The following is a 17,644-nucleotide window of genomic DNA, read 5'->3' as shown; positions in this document are numbered from 1 at the left end:
TCCAGCGGCCCGCCGCGGTCGCCTTCTACGGTGCCAGCCGACCGCCGCGGACTCCCGTCATCCGGGCGCCCTCGAAGCTCGCGCCCTCCGTCCGCGCGCTCAGCAGGACCGCGTCCTGAAGGTCCGCGTCGCCGAAGTCCGCGTCCCGCAGGTTCGCCGCGGCGAAGTTCGCCCGCCGCAGCGACGCACCCCGCAGGACCGCCCCGTCGAGCGCCGCCCGCATCAGCCCGACCCCGTCCATGCGCGCCTCCGAGAGGTCGCAGCCGGAGAACGTGGCGGCACCGGCCTGCACCCCGGCGAGCAGCGCGCCGCGCAGCGACGCCCCGGCGAAGTCGGCGCCGGTGAGATGCGCCTCCGACAGGTCCGCCCCGTCGAGCCGGGCCGCACGCAGCACGGCGTGGCTGAGGTTGGCGTCCCGCAGGTCCGCCCCGCGCAGGTCGGCGCCGGCGAGCGGGACGCCCCGCAGGTCCCTGCGGTCGCCCAGCCCGGAGAACTCGGCGGAGACGTCCCGCCAGTCCGTTCCGTCCCGCAGGGCGTGCAGGATGCGTTCGGCGGCGGCCGTGCCGGCCGGTGTGCTCCAGCGGCGCCGGTCCTCGGCGATGCGCTGGTCGTCTGCGTCGTCCATGATCCTCCGGTCTTGCGTGCGCCGTTCAACGGTGGCCGATGGACCCGAGGAAGCCGTTCAGCCGGTCGAGATGGTAGACGGTCTCGTCGTGCTTCTTGATGAGCACGTCGAGGCCGCGTTCCGTCAGTCCCTCCGGCAGCACGTCCATCTCCTTCACCAGCACCTTGCGCACGTTCTCCAGACCGTTCCTGGCGTTCGTCAGGTCGGCGATGTGGTCGAAGGGCACGCCGTTCTGCTTCACGGCCACCACCTCGCCCGCGGCCTCCCGGCGGGCCGCGGAGTAGTGGTTGTGGTTCGGCATGCTGTTGATCCTGCCTATGGGGTCCTTCTTGATGTTCTCCAGCTTCTGGATCGCGTTCTGGGCCGAGTCGCTCAGGCCCAGCTTGCGGCTGCTGTACGGGGAGAGCCCCAGCGGGTCCGACCACGTCAGGGGGTTGTGCACGTACGCGACGGGGTTGGGCGCGGGCGACAGCCCGAGCGGGTCCGGCGTGGCGTAGCGGGCGAGTGCGGGGTCGTAGTAGCGGTGCAGGTTGTAGTGCAGCCCGGTCTCCCGGTCCGCGTACTGCCCGGGCAGCCGCAGGGGCGTGTACGCCGTGCTCCCGGCGGACCAGGCGGTGGCCCCCCAGATGGTGCTGCGGGCGCGCCACGCCACCTGCCCGTCCGCGTCCACCAACTCCCGTGGCGTGCCGACGAGGTCGGTGACGATGGCGAAGAACCGGGAGTCGATCTCCCGCCGGCCGGTGTCGTCCGTGATGCGCTCCGCCTGGGAGATGGGGCTGAAGCCCTCGTGCTCCCACGTCAGGGTCACCGGGTGCGGCAGTTCGGGGGAGCGCGTGGTCTCCTCGACGAGCACGGACCCGTCCCAGGTGAACCCGATCCGCTCGGCCACCTCCCCCTCGGCGGTCAGCCGCTCCTTGGCGATCCGGCGGCCGAGCGGGTCGTAGCGGTAGCGCCACACGGTGCCGTCCGGGGTCGTCGCCCGCGTCAGGCGGTCCTCGGCGTCCCAGGCGAAGCGCCAGGTGTCGGGCTTGTGGGAGAGCCGCTTACGGGTCCGGGCCACCAGCCGGCCGGCGGCGTCGTGCTGGTAGCGCAGGGCGCCGGCCCCCAGGACGCGGGTGCCCTCGTAACGCCGCTCGCCCGTGGCCGCCGCACCGGCGTGGTGGTCGGGCCAGGCGGCCCGCGTCACGTTGCCGACGGCGTCGTAGCCGTACGTCTCCCGCCAGTCGCCCGCGGCGACGCCGGTGACGCGGCCGGCGGCGTCGACGTCGAACCGGCTCGTACCGGCCAGCCGGTCGTGCACGGCGGCGAGGTGGCCGTCGCCGCGGTAGGTGTACGTGCGCCGCTGGACGGTGCGCTCCCCGGCGGCCACGGTCTGCGCGTGGAGCCGGCCCACCGGGTCCCATTGCCGCTCCACGGCGAGCGAGCCGTCGAGCAGGCAGGTGAGTTCGCGACCGCCCGCGTCCCGCTGGAAGCGCAGCGTGTGTCCCGACGCGGTGACCGCGTCGCGGGCGCCCGCGGCGTCGTAGCCGTAGGTCGTCCGGGCACCGGAGGGGGTGACGCGCGCGGTCCGGCGGCCGAGGGCGTCGTAGCGGAACGACATGCTGCGGCCGTCGACGTCCTCCCTGGTGATCAGGCCCAGTTCGTTGCGCTCGCAGGTGACGGCGGAGCCCGGGCCGGCGGCGGTGAGGAGCCGTCCGGCGGCGTCGTACGTGTACCTGGTCACCGCGCCGCCCGCGTTCTTGCGCGCGATGTTGCCGAGCGGGTCGTACTCGTAGGTGATGCGTTCGCCGAGCGGGGTGACGGACACCGCGATCCGGCCGGCCGCGTCCCGGACGTACTCGGTCGTCCTGTCGTCGAAGTCGGTCTCCGAGACGAGGCGCCCGGCGCGGTCGTACACGTACCGCCAGCGGCGGCCGAGCGGGTCCCGCACTTCGGTGAGCCGCAGGCTCGCGTCGTGGGTGAACTCATAGCGTGCGCCGTCGGCCGCGGTGTAGGCGCCGAGCTGGTCGAAGTGCGTGTACTCGTACGTGGTCGACGTGCCCGCGGCGTCGGTGTGGGCCAGGCAGTTGCCTTCGGCGTCGTACGCCCAGGACTCGGTCGTGCCGTCGGGCAGCGTGTACGAGGTGAGCAGGCCCTCCGTGTTCCAGGTCGCCCGGGTGGTGTGGCCGAGGGGGTCGGTCACCGCGCGGACGCGGCCGAAGGCGTCGTACTCGTAGCGGGTGGTGCCGCCCAGCGGGTCGACCGTCTCGACGGGCAGGCCCGCCGCGTTGTTCCCGATCGCGACCGTGTGGTCCAGCGCGTCGGTGACGGCGCGCAGGCGGCCCCGGTCGTCGTAGTGGTAGCGGGTGGTGGCGCCGGACGGGTCGGCGACGGAGAGGCGGTTGCCGGCGGCGTCGAACGACTGGACCCAGGTGGCTCCGTCCGGTGCCGTCACACGGCTCGGCAGGCCGGGCGCGGCGTAGTCGAGCGTCGTGGTGGTGCCGTCGGGCCGCACGAGCGTGCGCAGGCCGCCGTCGGCGTCGTAGGCGTAGGCGAACCGCTGGCCGAGGGGGTCGGTCTCGGCGGTGAGGTTGTGGTGTTCGTCGTAGCTGGTGCGGGTGGTGTGGCCGAGGGCGTCGATCTCGGCGGTGATCTGGCACTCGTCGTTGACGACGAAGCGGGTGACCGCGCCCTCTGCGGTGGTGAGGGTGGTGATCGCGGACCCGGGCCAGGCGGGGTCGGTGCCGTCGTAGTCGAGGGTGAGGGCGAGGTGGCCGGCTTCGCCGCCTTCGGCGATGCAGCGGTCGCGGTCGTCGTAGGTGTAGTCGTAGCGGTGGCCGTTGCGGTCGGTCCAGGAGGTCGCCCGCAGGCGGTCGTCGTAGGTGAAGGCCAGGGGCAGTCCCGAGGAGTTGATGTCCTCGGTGAGGTTGCCGCCGGGGTCGTAGCCGAAGCGCTTGACGACGATGTCGGTGCCGTCGTCGGCGGCGCCGGCGAGGGAGAGGGCGGTGATGCGGCCGGCGTCGGTGGTGAGCTTGAGGTGGTAGCCGCCGGAGTGGCGGATGCCGGTGGGGGCGCCGTCGTCGTCGTAGGTGAAGGTCAGGGTGTGGCCGTTGCGGTCCGCTATCTGTTCCAGCGGCGCGAGGCCGTCGGCGTCGGGGCGGGCGAAGGTACGGGTGTGGCCGGTGAGGGGGTCCGTGACGGTGTAGCCGCCGTTCTCCAGGCGGGCGAGCGGCCAGCGCGGGCCCTGTTCGGGCAGCACCTCGGAGTCGGCGGGGTGGGGGTAGGCGAGGAGCCGGCCGTCCTCGGTGACGAAGACGACGCCCCGGTCGTCGGTCTCCAGGCGCTGGTCGGCGGTGGAGGCCCAGGTGGGGCCGAACCACCAGCCGGCCCGGTAGGCCGAGCCCAGCCGGCGGGAGAAGACCAGGGGCAGGTTCCCGGGCAGTTCGATGTCCTCCTGAGGCAGGTACATCGCCCCGGTGGCCAGGTCCACGGGGTCGGTGAACTTCGAGACGATGTTCTTCAGCCGGGTCGTGGCGCCCTGTGCGGCGTCGTCGATCATCGTGCGGCCCCGCTTGGCCAGGCCGAGTACGGCGTTCTTCATGCCGCGCAGCCCGGCCAGCCCGCCCTTGAGGCTCTTCAGGCCCTTGCCGAGCCTGGCCAGTGAGGTGAGGCCCTTCATGCCGGGGATGCAGTCCAGGGCGGCCATGGCGACGTCGAAGAGGGAGCCCTCGCCGTTCGCGTACTTGATCAGGCTGTCGGCCAGCACCACCAGCGCCGCGGCGAGGACGACCCAGGCCAGCGGTCCGCCGATGATGAGGACGACGATGCCGAGGACGGCGACGATGACTTTGCAGACGGTGACGATGGTGTCCCAGTTGTCCTTGACCCAGTCGACCGCCTTCTCCCACCACTTGCGGTTCTGGATGCCCGCGTCGGAGGCGTCTTCGAGTTTGTCCTTGGCCTCGGACGCGGCGTCCTCGCGCATCTTCTTGGCGTCGGCGGCCATCTTCTTGGCCGCTTCCAGGCCGCCTTGCGCGTTGTCGACCGCGGTCTGGGCGGAGGCACGGGCGGACTTGGCGTCGGTGGCGTTGCGGGTGGCGGCGCGCACCTCCGACTCGTCGGGCTTCTCCTTGCCCTCCTTCTCGTCGTACTCCTCCGTCTTCTTCGTCGCCCGGTCCACCCAGGAATTGGCCGAGTCGAGACGGCCGTTGGCAGCGGTCAGATCACTCTGCGCCTCACGGCCCCTGGCCAGCGCCTTGTCGGCCAACGACTGCGCCCGCTCCAGCTTCGGCCAATACGCCGCAAGCGCGTCACCCGCCAGATCATAGGAGCGCTGAAGCTTCTTGAGGTTCTTGGGGACTTCCTCGAACTCGTCCTGGAACGCCTTCGCGGTCTTCCCCGCCCAGCGCAGCAGGGCGTCCTCGCCGGCCATGCCCTTGATCTGCCGCAGCGCGTCCGCCACGTCATCGGCGAAATCGTGCAGCTCACGCGCCAGCTGCTTGACCCGCTCCGGATCCCCCGGCGTCGGGTCGTCATCCAGATCGAGTACGTGCCAGTCCGTCGGACGATTCCCCATGTGCCACCCCCGTTACAGCCACATCTCGTCCGAAGACGCCTGATCAGCGGCTCACGGTTCCTCGGCCTCCCGCCCGGCGGCGATCTCGGCGGCGAGGGCGTCGGGTGGCAGAGCCGCGCGCAGGCGGCCCATGATGCGGTCGGTGTCGAGGCGTTCGGCCGCGGGGAGCGGGGCGCCGGCGGCGGCGCGGAGGGCCTCGGCCCTGCCGAGGAGGCGGGCGGCCTCACCCGCGTCGCCGTCCAGGGACTCCGCGCCGGCCAGGCCCTCCAGGGCCAGGGCGATGGCCCGGGGGTCGCCGGTGGGGCGGGCGAAGGCCAGGCCCTCGCGGTGGTGGGCGCGGGCCTGCTCCGGGTCGCCCGCCAGCTCCGCGACGAAGCCCAGCTCGGCGAGGATCAGCGCGGTGCCCACGTCAGACTCGATCTTCCGGTCCCAGTCCAGCCAGTGCCGCAGGTGCGCCTCCGCCTCCGCCAGCCGGCCCTGGCGGCGCGCGCCCATCGCCAGACCGATGCCCGCGAACTCCTCGCCCACCACATAGCCCTGCTCGGCGGCCAGCCGGGCGGCGCGGCCGTGGAACTCGTCGGCCTGCGCGGCGTCCCCCGTGAGCAGCGCGACGCGGCCGAGCATCGACAGCTTGTCGGACACCTCCGACCACAGCCCCAGGTCCTCGGCCATCCGCAGGCCCTCGCGGTGCAGCCGGGCGGCCTGTGCGTAGTCGCCGGTGATCTCCGCGTACGTGCCGAGCGCGTACGTCGCGTGCAACTGGCCCCAGCGGTCGCCGAGTCCGGCGAAGAGCGCCATGCTGCGCTCCCCGTACTCCGCGAGCGCGGGCAGGTCGCCGCGGAGCACCGCCTGCCGGGCGAGGGTGCTGGACACCGCCGCGGTGCCCCACTGGTCGCCGAGCGCGCGGAAGACCCCCTCGGCGCGGGCCAGCGGGTCGTCGCCGCCGGGCAGCGGGCCGAGGCCTAGCCGGGCGAGGCCGAGGAAGGCGTCCGCGCGGGCACCGGCGGCCAGTTCGGACAGGTCGGCGGGCTGCGGCGGGCGGCCGGCGGGCAGGACGTCGGGAGTGAGGGGCTCGCCGAGGCGGAGGGTCATGGCGGCGCGCCAGGTGAGGGCGGCGGCGCGGGCCGCGGTGACGTCCCTTCCGGGGGCGGCGGCTGCTCCTTCGGCTTCTTCTTCGTCTTCCCTTTCGTCTTCCCCTTCGGTTTCGGCTGCGGCAGCGGGGGTGACTTCGGTGCCGGTTGCCGTGCCGGTCGCGGGGTGCCGCGGTGCCCGTGGCGCCGCCAGGGCGGTGGTGAGGAAGCGGCGGCCCTCGCCGAGGCGGCCCCGCAGCACCCAGTACCACGCCAGGTCGCAGGCCAGGCCCAGTGCCGTCGCCGCGGTGCCGCTGCGTACCGCGTCCTCCAGCGCCGCGCGCATGTTGGCGGACTCGGCGTCGAGGCGCAGCAGCCACTGGCGCTGGGCGGGGCCGCGCAGCTGGGGCTCTGCCTCGGCGGCGAGCGCCGCGTAGTACGCGGTGTGGCGGCGGCGTACTGAGCCGAACTCGCCGGCCGCGCAGAGCTGTTCGTGGCCGTAGGCGGTGACGGACTCCAGCAGGTGGTAGCGCGCGGGGGCCACGCCGTCGCCCGGGGCGGCCATGACCAGGGAGCGGTCGACGAGGCGGGCGAGGAGGTCGAGCACCTCGTCCTCGGCGATGCCGCCGCCCGCGCAGACCGCCTCGGCGGCGCGCAGCGTGCACCCTTCCGCGTGCAGGGAGAGGCGGCGGAGCACGGCCTGCTCGGGGGCGGTCAGCAGCTCCCAGCTCCAGTCCAGCATCGCGCGCAGGGTGCGCTGCCGGGCGGGCGCGTCGCGCGGGCCGGCGGACAGCAGCCGGAACCGGTCGTCCAGCCGGGCGGCCAACTCGTGGACGCCGAGGGCCCGTACCCGGGTGGCGGCCAGCTCCAGGGCGAGGGGGATGCCGTCGAGGCGGCGGCAGACCGTCGCGACCGCGGCGGCGTTGGCGGCGTCGACGGCGAAGCCGGGCGCGGCGGCGGCTGCCCGCTCGGTGAAGAGCCGCACGGCACCGGAGGCCCGGAGGGCGGCGAGGTCGGGGGCGGACGCCGCGTCCGGGGCGGCGGCCGGGTGCGCGGTGCCCGTCGCGCCGGGGGACGGTGTGCCGCGTGGGGCCGACGCGGCCCGATCGGATTCCGGCGTCCTGGCTGCCTCCGCCGGGGGGACGTCCAGCGGGGCCACCGGCCACAGGTGTTCGCCGCCGACGCCCAGCGGCTCCTGCCCCGTCGCCAGTACGCGCACGCCGGGCGCCGCGGTCAGCAGCCGGGCGCAGAGCGCCGCGACGGCGTCCACGACATGCTCGCAGTTGTCGAGGACCAGCAGCGTCCGCTTCGTCCGCAGCGCCTCCGCCAGTCGCTGGACGGGGGGCGTTCCGCCGGCGCCGGTCAGCAGGCCGCCGCCGGCGGTCTCGTCCCGTACGCCCAGCGCCGCGGCCACGACCTCCGCCGCCTCGTCGGCACCGGGGGCGACGTCCGCGGGCTCCGCGGCGGGCCGGGGCGGAGCGAGGGCCGACAGCTCCACCAGCCACACCCCGTCGGGGAACGACTCCGGCAGGCCGCGGGCCGTCTCCAGCGCCAGCCGGGTCTTGCCCACCCCGCCGGGGCCCGTCAGCGTCACCAGCCGGCCCGTTTCCAGCAGCGCCCGCACCGCCGCCACCGACTCGTCGCGGCCGATCAGCTCGCCGTGCGGCGCCGGCAGGTTGCCCCGTACCGCCGCCTGCTCCCCCTCGCGCTCCGGTGCGCCGAGCGCCGGGTCCTGCTCCAGGATCGCCTGGTGCAGCGCGGCCAGTTCCGGGCCCGGGTCCAGGCCCAGCTCCTCCGCGAGCTGCGCGCGCAGCCGGCCGTAACTCGCCAGCGCGTCGCTCTGCCGGCCCGCCCGGTACAGCGCGCGCAGCTGGGCGGCGCGCAGCCGCTCGCGCAGCGGGTGGCGGGCGACGAGGTCGCCCAGCTCGTCGGCGAGGAGGGCGTGCTCGCCGAGTTCGAGCCGGGCCTCCGCCTGTTCTTCGAGGGCCGTCAGCCGCAGCTCGTCGAGCCGGGCGATCTCCGCGCGCGCGAACTCCTCGTCGGCGAAGTCCGCCAGCACCTCGCCCCGCCAGAGCGCGAGCGCGTCCGCGAGCAGCGCCGCGCGCGCCCGCGGGCCGTCGGCGCGGCGGGCGGCGGCCGTCAGGGCCGCGAAGCGGCCGGTGTCGGTGGCCTCGGGGCCGGCGTCCAGCAGATAGCCGGGCGGGCGGGAGACGACGAGCGCGCGGGCGCCGGGCTCGGCCTCCTCCAGTGCGCGGCGCAGCTGGGAGACGCGGGTCTGGAGCGCCCCGGCCGGGTTCGCGGGCGGGGAGTCGCCCCACAGGTCGTCGACGAGCCGGTCGGCGGGCACGGCGCGGCCGGCGTGGATCAGCAGGTCGGCCAGGAGGCTGCGGACCTTCACCTCCGGTACGCGGACCGCCTGGCCGCCGGCCGTCCACACCGCCAGCGGACCGAGCACCCCGAAGCGCATGCGTTCACGGTAACCCAGCCCGCCGACAGCCCCCGCGCCGTGCTTTCGGCCCGCCCGCAGCGGATCGAAAGCGGATCCGAAGGAGACCTGGAGGGCTCTGCCGGAGCGTGGTCCCCGTCGTCACCGGCGAGCGGGAGGAGGCCCCTGATGAGTACGGACACGACGCTGCGGCTGACCGTCCTCGGCGGTCTCGGGCCCGGACCGGCCGCCGGCGCGGAGGCCCGGCGGCTCGCCGGGCTCGCGGGGCGGCGGGCCCGGCTGGAGGTCGACCTCATCGACCTCGCGGCGGCGTGCCTGCCGGAGCCGTGCCCCGGCGTGCTGCCCGGCGACGCGCCGGAGCCGCCCGCCGTACGGGAGCTGCGGCCGTGGCTGGACGCGGCGGACGGGTTCGTCGTCGTGGCCCCCGCCGCCCGGCCGCGCACCGGCAGGCCGGATTCCGCCGGGCCGCTCCAGCGCGCGCTGGTGTGGTGCGCCGAGGCGTTCAAGGCGCGTCCGGTGGCGCTGCACGTACGCGCGGGGGAGGAGGCCGCGCGTGCCCTGCGCGCCCTGCGCGCCGACCTCGCCGAGGCGCACGCGCTGACCGTCCACGAGACGGACTGTCCCGACGGCGCGCTCGACGAACTCATCTGGTGGGCCCGCGCCCTGCGCACCGCCCGCGCCCACACGCCGTACCCCTTCTGATCCCGACCGTCCCCAAACCCCGAAACGAGAAGAATCATGTCCGCAATCGCCCCGGAGGCCACCGCGCTGCGCGCCGGCCCCAGGCAGTGGCTCGGCCTCGCGGTGCTGCTCGCGCCGACGATCCTGCTGTTCGTCACGATGACCGTGCTGTTCCTCGCCACCCCCGACATCGCCGCCGACCTCGAACCCAGCAGCGGCCAACTGCTGTGGATCAACGACATCTACGGCTTCATGATGGCCGGGCTGCTCGTCGCCATGGGCACCCTCGGCGACCGCATCGGGCGCCGCCGCATCCTCCTCTTCGGCGCCGTGGCGTTCGGCGCGGCGTCGGCGGCGGCGGCGTTCGCGCCGGGCGCGGAGGCGCTGATCGCGGCGCGCGCCGTGATGGGCGCGGGCGCGGCGGCGGTGATGCCGTCGACGCTGTCGCTGATCAGCAACATGTTCCAGGACGCCAAGCAGCGGGCGACCGCCATCGGCCTGTGGGCGGCGTCCGTGTCCGTCGGCGTGGCCGTGGGCCCGCTGGTCGGCGGGCTGCTGCTGGAGAACTTCTGGTGGGGCTCCGCGCTGCTGGCGGGCGCGCCGGTGATGGCGCTGGTGCTGATCGCCGCGCCGTTCCTGGTGCCCGAGTACCGGGCGCCGCAGCCGGGCCGGCTCGACCTGCCGAGCGTGGCGCTGTCGATGGTCACGGTCCTGCCCGTGGTCTACGGCGTGAAGGAGATGGCGGCGCACGGCGTCAACGCCACCGCGATCGTCGCCCTCGTCCTCGGCGTCGTGCTGTCGACCGTCTTCGTCCGGCGGCAGCTCCGGCTGGACGATCCGCTGCTGGACATGCGCCTGTTCGGCGACCGCACGTTCAGCGGCGCCCTGGCCGTCTTCCTCCTCAGCGCGGTCGCGCTCGGCGGCGTGTACCTGCTCTTCACGCAGTACCTGCAACTCGTCGAGGAGCTGACGCCGCTTCAGGCGGGGCTGTGGATCCTGCCGGCGGCGGTGCTGCTGGTGATCGTCTCGATGCTGTCGCCGGTGATCGCCCGCAGGGTGCGCCCGGGATACGTCGTGGCGGCCGGCAGCCTGCTGTCCGCGGCGGGGTACGTGGTGCTCACCCAGGTCGACAGCGTCGGCGGCCTGCCGCTGCTGATCACCGGCTTCTACCTGCTCTACCCGGGTATCGCGCCGGTGATGGCCCTGGCCACCAACCTCGTCATCGGCTCAGCCCCGCCGGAGAAGGCGGGCGCCGCCTCGGCGGTCAACAGCACGGCCAGCGACCTCGGCGTGGCCCTCGGCATCGCCCTGCTGGGCAGCGTCGGCACCGCCGTCTACCGCGGCGACATGGCCGACTCGGTCCCCGCCGGCGTGCCGGAGGGCGCGGACGCAGCCGCCCGCGACACCCTGCCCGGCGCGCTGAGCGCGGCGGAGAACCTGCAGGCGAACCTGGGCGAGGCGGTGCTGACGCCGGCGAAGGAGGCGTTCGCGAGCGGCCTCAACCTGGCGGCGGCGATCGCGGCCGGCCTGGCCGTCGCGGCGGCGGTCCTGTCGGTGGCCCTGCTGCGGCGCGTCCCCGCCGCGGGCGCCCCGGAGCCGGAGCCCGCGGCCTCCGAGCCCCCGGCCGCGCGGGACGAGACCCCGGTGCCGGCGAAGGCCGGTCGCTGAGGCCCGTACGCCGTCCTGGACAGCCGGCGTACGGAGCGGAAGAGAGCCGCGTGGCGGGGGAGTCGAGCCCCCGCCGCGCGGCACCCGCCGTCGTGGCGGCCTCCGCTCAGCGGCCCAGGTGGCGGCGCAGGCCCGTGATGCGGTTGCTCGTGATGGCGTCGACGCCCATGGCCGTCAGGCGGCGCCAGTTGCGGGGCCAGTCGACCGTCCAGCACGACACCCGGTAGCCCGCCTCGTGGTCCTCGCGCACCGTCGCCTCGTCGAGGAGGCCGAAGCGGTAGTTGAGCCACTGCGGACGCAGCCGCCTGAGCAGGCCCGCGCGGTACGGGACGGGGGAGGAGCAGGTCAGTGCTATCTCCGCGTCCGGGTCCGCGGCGCGGATGGTCAGGAGCGCGGCGGTGCCGCCGCAGTAGTACGTGCGGGCGGCCGCGTCGGAGTCGAGCACCTCGGCGACCGTCGGCTCGGCGGCCGCGGGGTCGGGAAGGTCGATGAACGAGCGGACCCCCGGGCTGTCCGCCATGACCTTCAGCGCCTCGCGCAGCGTCGGGATGCCGCCTCCGGTGCGCTCCTGGACCTCGGCGTACGTCAGCGACGCCAGGACCGCCTCCTGCCCCCACAGCCGCTGCAGCGTGCGGTCGTGCAGCAGCACCGGCACGCCGTCCCGCGTCAGCCGGACGTCGAACTCCACCGCGTCGGCGCCCGCCGTCACCGCCGAGCGCAGCGAGCCGAGGGTGTTCTCGCGTACGACGTACGGATCGCCGCGGTGGGCGACGGCCAGCACGGCGGGCGCGGAGCCCGTCACGGGGCGGTCGGGGTCGCGGGCCGGGGGGCGCCGCCGGGGGCGGTAGCGGGCCACGCGGCGGCGTACGCGTCTATCTCCGCCGTCAGCGCCGCCTTCGCGGCCGGGTCCATGAACGACGCCGCGACCGAGTTCTTCGCCAGCGCCGCCGTGCCCGCCTCGTCGAGCCCGAGCAGGCGGGCCGCCACCCCGTACTCCGTGTTCAGGTCCGTGCCGAACATCGGCGGGTCGTCGCTGCCCAGCGCGACCAGCACGCCCGCGTCCACGATCCGCCGCAGCGGGTGCTCGTCGAGCGAAGCGACCGCCCTCGTGGCGACGTTGGACGTCGGGCAGACCTCCAGCGCGATGCCCGCCTCCGCGAGGTGCGCCAGCAGCTTCGGGTCCTGAGCCGCGCTCGTGCCGTGCCCGATGCGCTCGGCGCGCAGCTCGGTGACCGCGTCCCAGACCGTCTGCGGCCCGGTCGTCTCGCCGGCGTGCGGGACGCTGCGCAGCCCGGCTGCTGTCGCGCGGTCGAAGTACGGCTTGAACTGCCCGCGGGGCACGCCGATCTCGGGGCCGCCGAGGCCGAAGGCCACGAGCCCTTCGCAGCCGATGTCGACGGCGATCCGCGCCGTCTCCTCGGCCGCCGCCAGACCCGCCTCGCCGGGGATGTCGAAGCACCAGCGCAGCACGACGCCCAACTCGGCCTCGGCGCTGATCCGGGCGTCCTCCAGGGCGTCGAGGAAGGCGCGGTCGGGGATGCCGCGGCTCGTGGAGCTGTACGGCGTGACGGTCAGCTCCGCGTAGCGGATGCTCTGCCGCGCCATGTCGCGGGCGATCTCGTACGTCAGCAGGCGGACGTCGTCGGGGGTGCGGACGAGGTCGACGACGGAGAGGTAGATCTCGATGAAGTGCGCGAAGTCGCGGAAGGTGAAGAATTCGGCGAGCGCCTCGGCGTCCGCGGGCACCTTGGAGTCGGGATGCCGCGCGGCGAGTTCGGCGACGATGCGGGGCGACGCGGAGCCGACGTGGTGGACGTGGAGTTCGGCCTTCGGCAGACCGGCGATGAAGGAGTCGAGATCGGCCATCGCATCATCGTAGGCCAACGGACTGACGGCGCCGCCCCGGCTCCGTAGCATGTGCGAACGCGCGTGCGTGCGGCGCGACGGGGAGCGGAGGGAGCGGATATGGCGGCGAGCAGTCCACCGGCGCCGGCCACCGCCGGGACGCGGCGGGGACCGGCCGGTCTGGGCACGAAGGCGATGGTGTGCGGCATCGTCGGCGTCACCCTCCTGCCCACGGTCTACGGCATGGCCCTCTCCGTGCTGCTCGGCCCGGCGGCGCTGGTCCTCGGCCTGGTCGCGCGCAGCCGTGCGCGGCGGGACGGGACCGGCGCCGGGCGCAACGCGGTTATCGGCATCGCGACGGGCGCGGTGGCGTTCGCGGTCGCGGCGGTGGTCATCGTGCTGGCGCTGACGGGCGTGGTCTTCTCCGGGGACGCCGAGGAGGAGAAGAAGCCCGCGGAGCGCCGGGAGGGGCCGAGCGTGCAGGTCATGGAGGACCGGTCGGGGACGCTGCCCTGGCCGGGCGGTGCCGGGTGAGCGGGTCCGACGGGATTCGGGCGGCTCGTACAGTTGAGCCCATGGACACGGACCGGCGGGGCGACGCGGCGGGGCGGGGCGCGCTCCGCGCGGAGGAGGGCCGGGAGGCGGGGGATCCCGCCGCGGCGGAGGCCGGCACGGCGCCGGGCGACGGCGCATCCGCGGACGACGGCGCGGGTACGGGCGCGGTCGCCGGTGCGGGCCCGGGCCCCGGCGGCGGTGCGGGGCCGGACGAGGGCGCATTGACGGGCGGCGGGCAGGCCTCCGGCCCTGTCGCGGACGGTCCGGCGCATCCGGCGCCCGCCTCCGAAGTCGCCCTGCTGCCCCCGCCCGACGGCGGTCCGCCCGTGCCCCTCGCACCCGGCTGGCAGCGGCCGCAGCCGGGCGCGGACCCCGGCCCGTACGGTCCGAAGCCCTACCTCCCCGCCCCCTACGCCTGGGTGCCGCCCACCGGGCCGCGCAACGGCTCCGGGGTCACGGCGATGATCCTCGGGGTCATCGGCGCCGTGCTCGCCTTCACGCTCCTCTTCAGCCCCCTCGCCGTCATCCTCGGCGGCCTCGCCATCGGCTTCGGCATCGTCACCCTCCGCCGCGTGCGGCGCGGCGAGGCGGGCAACAGAAGGACCGGGCTGTCGGGGATCTGGCTCGGCGGCGTCGCGGCCGTCGTCGGCATCGGCATGAGCATCCTGCTCGTCGTCCTGGCGGTCGGCTTCTTCGCCCCGGTCTCGCCCGAGACGGACAACGCGGTCGAGTCCGGCCGGGCCATCGCGTACGAGGACGGTCTGCAGGTGACCCTCGACGCGCGTCCCGTCATGGGCGACCTGCTGCAGGTGAGGGTCAGGGTCGAGAACGGCAGCGGCGAGCTGGTGGCCCTGGGGAGCAGCAGTGTCAGCGCCTACCCCATCGGCTCCGACGGCGGGGACCTGGAGCAGGCGTTCGGCGACGGGCTGCCGCTGACCCTCGGCGAGGACGAGGCCGCCACGGCCGTCTACCACTTCGAGCTGGACGACGCGCCGGGCGAGATCGAGTTCGAGGTCTCGCCGGGCGGACCGTACGAGTACGCGTACTGGTGGATCGACATCGACGGCCCCGGCGACGAGCGGCCCGCCTGACGCACCCCCGGCACGCTCCCGGCGTACGCCCCCCGTGAGCTGCGATGATCCACACCGCCCCGACGTTTTCGGCAAAGCTTGTAAGAGCTGCGGGCCTCCTTTGTCTCCGTAACTGACAGCCGGTCTACCAGGGACCGGTGCGAGGGGAGACGAGGAATTTGCGTGATGACTGGTGCGGGGGCGAAGTCCGCGGTGGAGTGGCTGGTGTCGGCGGCGCCCGAGCCCGAGGCCTGCCGCTGGGAGTGGGAGCGCAACCCGCTGGGGGTGTCGCTGCTGCCCGCCGGCCGGTTGTGGGACGTCCTGATCCTGCCGGGGGAGCTGGGGCGGCCGACCCTCGACGTGGTCGCGAGGATCACCGACCTGCCGGGACCGGTACTCACGGACGTGACGGACGAGCGGCTGGGGTTCTTCGTGCCGCCGGGGACCGCCGCGCGGTGGGTCGGTACGGGGGTGCGGAGCGCGGGGCGCGGGACGTGGATCGTGGTGCCCTACCCGGGGCGGTCGACGGGCGGGGTGCGGTGGCTGGTGCCGCCGGACGGCAGCGGGCGGCTGACGGATCCGGTGGTGCTGGAGCTGGCGATGCACGAGGCAGCGGCGCACCTGGCGGACGGCCCGGACGGCCCGGGCGGTGCAGGTGGTACGGACGGCCGGGGCGGCGGCCCGGGCGGTGCTACGGGCGGCGGAGGGGATCCGCACCGTGCGGAGTGACGCGCGCCGCGGCGTACGCCGTGAGCCGGGCGGCGCCGTACCAGCAGCCGGCGAGCAGCACCCCCGCCACGCACCACCCCGCCAGCACGTCGAGCGGCCAGTGGTACTCCCGCCACACCAGCCCCGCCCCAACCCCGAGCACCACCGCCCCCGCCGCGGCGACCAGCAGCCGCCGGGCGGCGCGGGAGCGCACCAGCGGCAGCAGGAGCAGCACGGCGGCGCCGTAGGCGACGGCGGCGGTGGTGGAGTGGCCGGAGGGGAAGAAGCCCGCGTAGTCGTCGGCGAGCGGGCCCTTGGGGCCGGGCCGGGCCTGCGCGGACTTCAGCGGCAGGACGACGGCGGGCAGCACGGCGAAGGCGGCGGCCCCGGCGACCAGCGGGACCCGGACGGCGGCGGGGACGCGGCGCAGGAAGTGGTGCAGGAAGCGGTGCAAGAGGCGGCGCAGGACGTGCGGGAGGCGGGAGGGGGGAGTGCCGCGGTGCGCGGGGGCGGTCGCGGCACGTTTCCCGCCCCCGGGTTGCGCCCCGGCGCGTACCGGCGTGCGCCACACCGCGTACAGCATCGCCGCCGCGAGCACCGGCAGCGCCACCCAGACCCCGCCCAGGTCGGCCAGCAGCTCCGCGCCCGGCGGGGCGTGCCGTGACAACGCGGGGCCGGTGCGCTCGTCCAGCTCGCGCACCGGCCCGTCCACCGCGACCTGCCAGGCGAACAGCCCGTACAGCACGGCGCAGCAGAGGACGGCCGGGGCCGCGCCGGCCCGCCGCCGCGGGGGCGGCGGCTCCGGCTCATGCTCCTGTGCCCGCTCCGCACCCCGCGCCGCCGTCCGGCGCGGGGTGCGCCGTGCCCGTACCGACTGCCTCACGCGTTCCGCGAGAGCGCCCCTTCCAGAATGTCCAGCCCCTCGGCCAGCAGGTCCTCGCCGATCACCAGCGGCGGCAGAAAGCGCATCACGTTCCCGTACGTCCCGGTGGTCAGCACCAGCAGCCCCTCCGCATGGCACGCCTTGGCCAGCGCCGCCGTCAGCTGCGGGTCGGGGTCCTTCGTCCCCGGCTTGACCAGTTCGATGGCAAGCATCGCACCCCGCCCGCGCACCTCGCCGATGGCCCCGTGCTTCTCCTGGAGCGCCAGCAGCCGGCTCTTCATGATCTCCTCGATGCGCCGGGCCTTCGCGTTCAGGTCCAGCTCGCGCATCGTCTCGATGGCGCCGAGCGCGGCGGCGCACGCCACCGGGTTGCCGCCGTACGTGCCGCCGAGGCCGCCGACGTGCGGGGCGTCCATCATCTCCGCGCGGCCGGTGACCGCGGCCAGCGGCAGCCCGCCGGCGATGCCCTTGGCGGTGGTGATGAGGTCGGGCACGACGCCCTCCGCCTCGGAGGCGAACCACTGCCCCGTACGGCAGAAGCCGGACTGGATCTCGTCCGCGACGAAGACGATCCCGTTGTCCTTCGCGAACTGCGCGATCCGCGGCAGGAAGCCGGGCGCCGGCACGATGAAGCCGCCCTCGCCGAGGATCGGCTCGATGACGATCGCCGCCACGTTCTCCGCGCCGACCTGCTTGCTGATCAGGTCCATGGCCTGCGCCGCGGCCTCCTCTGCGCAGTTCTCGGGGCCGGTGAGCCAGCGGTAGGGGTAGGCCACGGGCACGCGGTAGATCTCCGGCGCGAAGGGGCCGAAGCCGTGCTTGTACGGCATGTCCTTGGCGGTGAGCGCCATGGTGAGGTTCGTGCGCCCGTGGTAGCCGTGGTCGAAGACGACGACGGCCTGGCGGCCGGTGTACGAACGGGCGATCTTGACGGCGTTCTCCACGGCCTCGGCGCCGGAGTTGAAGAGCGCCGACTTCTTGGCGTGGTCCCCGGGGGTCAGCTCGGCGAGCTGCTCGCAGACCTCCACGTAGCCCTCGTACGGGGTGACCATCATGCAGGTGTGCGTGAAGTCGGCCAGCTGCGCGGACGCGCGGCGGACGACGGCCTCGGCGCTGTTGCCGACGGACGTGACGGCGATGCCGGCGCCGAAGTCGATGAGCCGGTTGCCGTCGACGTCCTCGACGACGCCGCCGGCGGCACGGGCGGCGAAGACCGGCATCACCGTGCCCACGCCCTGTGCCACGGCGCCGTTCTTGCGGGCCATCAGCTCCTGGGACTTCGGCCCCGGAATCGGGGTGACAAGCCGCCGCTCCTGGGGGAGCGCGGCGCCTGCGGTGGCGGAAGCGCTGGTCATGGGGGATCTCCTCCGGGTCCGGACGACGATGCTCTCCCTCGCAGGCTAGGGCCGGGCGCCGGGTGGGGGCATGCTACGCGGGGGAGCGGTCTGCCGTGTCGCTTTGTCCACGTTGGACAGGGGGCGGGTGAGCTGGGAAAACGCGGGGGCGCACGGGAGGGGAGGGCGCGGGCGTACGGCGTA

General features: G+C 75.0%; 12 protein-coding genes. 5 read left to right on the top strand and 7 right to left on the bottom strand.

Annotated elements, in window-relative coordinates:
• Positions 1-25 precede the first annotated feature (25 nt).
• Genes LG396_RS11060 through LG396_RS11050 form a run of 3 tightly spaced genes read right to left on the bottom strand, consistent with a single transcriptional unit; the run spans position 26 to position 8,717 of the window.
• A complete protein-coding gene (locus LG396_RS11060; protein ID WP_225794623.1) occupies positions 26-625 on the bottom strand; it encodes a pentapeptide repeat-containing protein in 600 nt (199 codons plus the stop codon).
• Between the two features lie 25 nt (positions 626-650).
• Positions 651-5,180, bottom strand: coding sequence for a polymorphic toxin type 28 domain-containing protein (locus LG396_RS11055; protein ID WP_225794622.1), 4,530 nt, complete (start codon positions 5,178-5,180; stop codon positions 651-653).
• A gap of 51 nt (positions 5,181-5,231) precedes the next feature.
• A complete protein-coding gene (locus tag LG396_RS11050) occupies positions 5,232-8,717 on the bottom strand; it encodes an AfsR/SARP family transcriptional regulator (RefSeq protein WP_225794621.1) in 3,486 nt (1,161 codons plus the stop codon).
• Positions 8,718-8,864: 147 nt separating this feature from the next.
• Between LG396_RS11050 and LG396_RS11045 the strand changes: the two genes are divergently transcribed.
• Together LG396_RS11045 and LG396_RS11040 are read left to right on the top strand one after the other, a co-directional pair.
• A complete protein-coding gene (locus LG396_RS11045; RefSeq protein ID WP_100298625.1) occupies positions 8,865-9,398 on the top strand; it encodes an NAD(P)H-dependent oxidoreductase in 534 nt (177 codons plus the stop codon).
• Between the two features lie 36 nt (positions 9,399-9,434).
• Positions 9,435-11,045: an MFS transporter gene (locus tag LG396_RS11040; protein ID WP_225794620.1), complete on the top strand. Its 1,611-nt coding sequence runs from the start codon at positions 9,435-9,437 to the stop codon at positions 11,043-11,045.
• 106 nt (positions 11,046-11,151) lie between these two features.
• Here LG396_RS11040 and LG396_RS11035 read toward each other — a convergent pair whose 3' ends face one another.
• Both LG396_RS11035 and LG396_RS11030 read right to left on the bottom strand, forming a co-directional pair.
• Positions 11,152-11,901: a glycerophosphodiester phosphodiesterase gene (locus LG396_RS11035; RefSeq protein WP_225794619.1), complete on the bottom strand. Its 750-nt coding sequence runs from the start codon at positions 11,899-11,901 to the stop codon at positions 11,152-11,154.
• Positions 11,844-12,911 carry an adenosine deaminase gene (locus LG396_RS11030; protein WP_018851002.1) on the bottom strand — a complete coding sequence of 356 codons (1,068 nt, stop codon included), beginning with the start codon at positions 12,909-12,911 and terminating at the stop codon, positions 11,844-11,846. Before LG396_RS11030 ends, LG396_RS11035 begins: the two co-directional genes overlap by 58 nt.
• 99 nt (positions 12,912-13,010) lie before the next feature.
• On the opposite strand from LG396_RS11030, the gene LG396_RS11025 reads away from it, so the two are divergent.
• From LG396_RS11025 to LG396_RS11015, 3 genes are all read left to right on the top strand, one after another.
• Complete coding sequence (locus tag LG396_RS11025) at positions 13,011-13,424, top strand: DUF4190 domain-containing protein (RefSeq protein ID WP_225794618.1); 414 nt, start codon at positions 13,011-13,013, stop codon at positions 13,422-13,424.
• Positions 13,425-13,465: 41 nt separating this feature from the next.
• A complete protein-coding gene (locus LG396_RS11020; RefSeq protein WP_225794617.1) occupies positions 13,466-14,536 on the top strand; it encodes a DUF4190 domain-containing protein in 1,071 nt (356 codons plus the stop codon).
• Between the two features lie 165 nt (positions 14,537-14,701).
• Complete coding sequence (locus LG396_RS11015; protein ID WP_225794616.1) at positions 14,702-15,244, top strand: hypothetical protein; 543 nt, start codon at positions 14,702-14,704, stop codon at positions 15,242-15,244.
• Here LG396_RS11015 and LG396_RS11010 read toward each other — a convergent pair.
• Both LG396_RS11010 and gabT read right to left on the bottom strand, forming a co-directional pair.
• Positions 15,207-16,106 carry a phosphatase PAP2 family protein gene (locus LG396_RS11010; protein ID WP_225794615.1) on the bottom strand — a complete coding sequence of 300 codons (900 nt, stop codon included), beginning with the start codon at positions 16,104-16,106 and terminating at the stop codon, positions 15,207-15,209. The genes LG396_RS11015 and LG396_RS11010 overlap by 38 nt on opposite strands.
• Complete coding sequence (gene gabT, locus LG396_RS11005) at positions 16,103-17,461, bottom strand: 4-aminobutyrate--2-oxoglutarate transaminase (protein ID WP_018839966.1); 1,359 nt, start codon at positions 17,459-17,461, stop codon at positions 16,103-16,105. Before gabT ends, LG396_RS11010 begins: the two co-directional genes overlap by 4 nt.
• Positions 17,462-17,644 lie beyond the last annotated feature (183 nt).

The organism is Streptomyces aculeolatus (assembly GCF_020400605.1).
Taxonomy (GTDB): domain Bacteria; phylum Actinomycetota; class Actinomycetes; order Streptomycetales; family Streptomycetaceae; genus Streptomyces; species Streptomyces aculeolatus.
Note: the sequence above shows the minus strand (reverse complement) of the source record. Positions and strands in the feature narration are given on the sequence as shown.

What these genes read in the sequence shown, in the direction of transcription:
- LG396_RS11055 (WP_225794622.1), bottom strand. Translation starts at nt 5,180, where the DNA reads ATGGGGAATCGTCCGACGGACTGGCACGTACTCGATCTGGATGACGAC.
- LG396_RS11040 (WP_225794620.1), top strand. Translation starts at nt 9,435, where the DNA reads ATGTCCGCAATCGCCCCGGAGGCCACCGCGCTGCGCGCCGGCCCCAGG.
- LG396_RS11030 (WP_018851002.1), bottom strand. Translation starts at nt 12,911, where the DNA reads ATGGCCGATCTCGACTCCTTCATCGCCGGTCTGCCGAAGGCCGAACTC.
- LG396_RS11050 (WP_225794621.1), bottom strand. Translation starts at nt 8,717, where the DNA reads ATGCGCTTCGGGGTGCTCGGTCCGCTGGCGGTGTGGACGGCCGGCGGC.
- gabT (WP_018839966.1), bottom strand. Translation starts at nt 17,461, where the DNA reads ATGACCAGCGCTTCCGCCACCGCAGGCGCCGCGCTCCCCCAGGAGCGG.
- LG396_RS11020 (WP_225794617.1), top strand. Translation starts at nt 13,466, where the DNA reads ATGGACACGGACCGGCGGGGCGACGCGGCGGGGCGGGGCGCGCTCCGC.
- LG396_RS11060 (WP_225794623.1), bottom strand. Translation starts at nt 625, where the DNA reads ATGGACGACGCAGACGACCAGCGCATCGCCGAGGACCGGCGCCGCTGG.
- LG396_RS11045 (WP_100298625.1), top strand. Translation starts at nt 8,865, where the DNA reads ATGAGTACGGACACGACGCTGCGGCTGACCGTCCTCGGCGGTCTCGGG.
- LG396_RS11015 (WP_225794616.1), top strand. Translation starts at nt 14,702, where the DNA reads ATGACTGGTGCGGGGGCGAAGTCCGCGGTGGAGTGGCTGGTGTCGGCG.
- LG396_RS11025 (WP_225794618.1), top strand. Translation starts at nt 13,011, where the DNA reads ATGGCGGCGAGCAGTCCACCGGCGCCGGCCACCGCCGGGACGCGGCGG.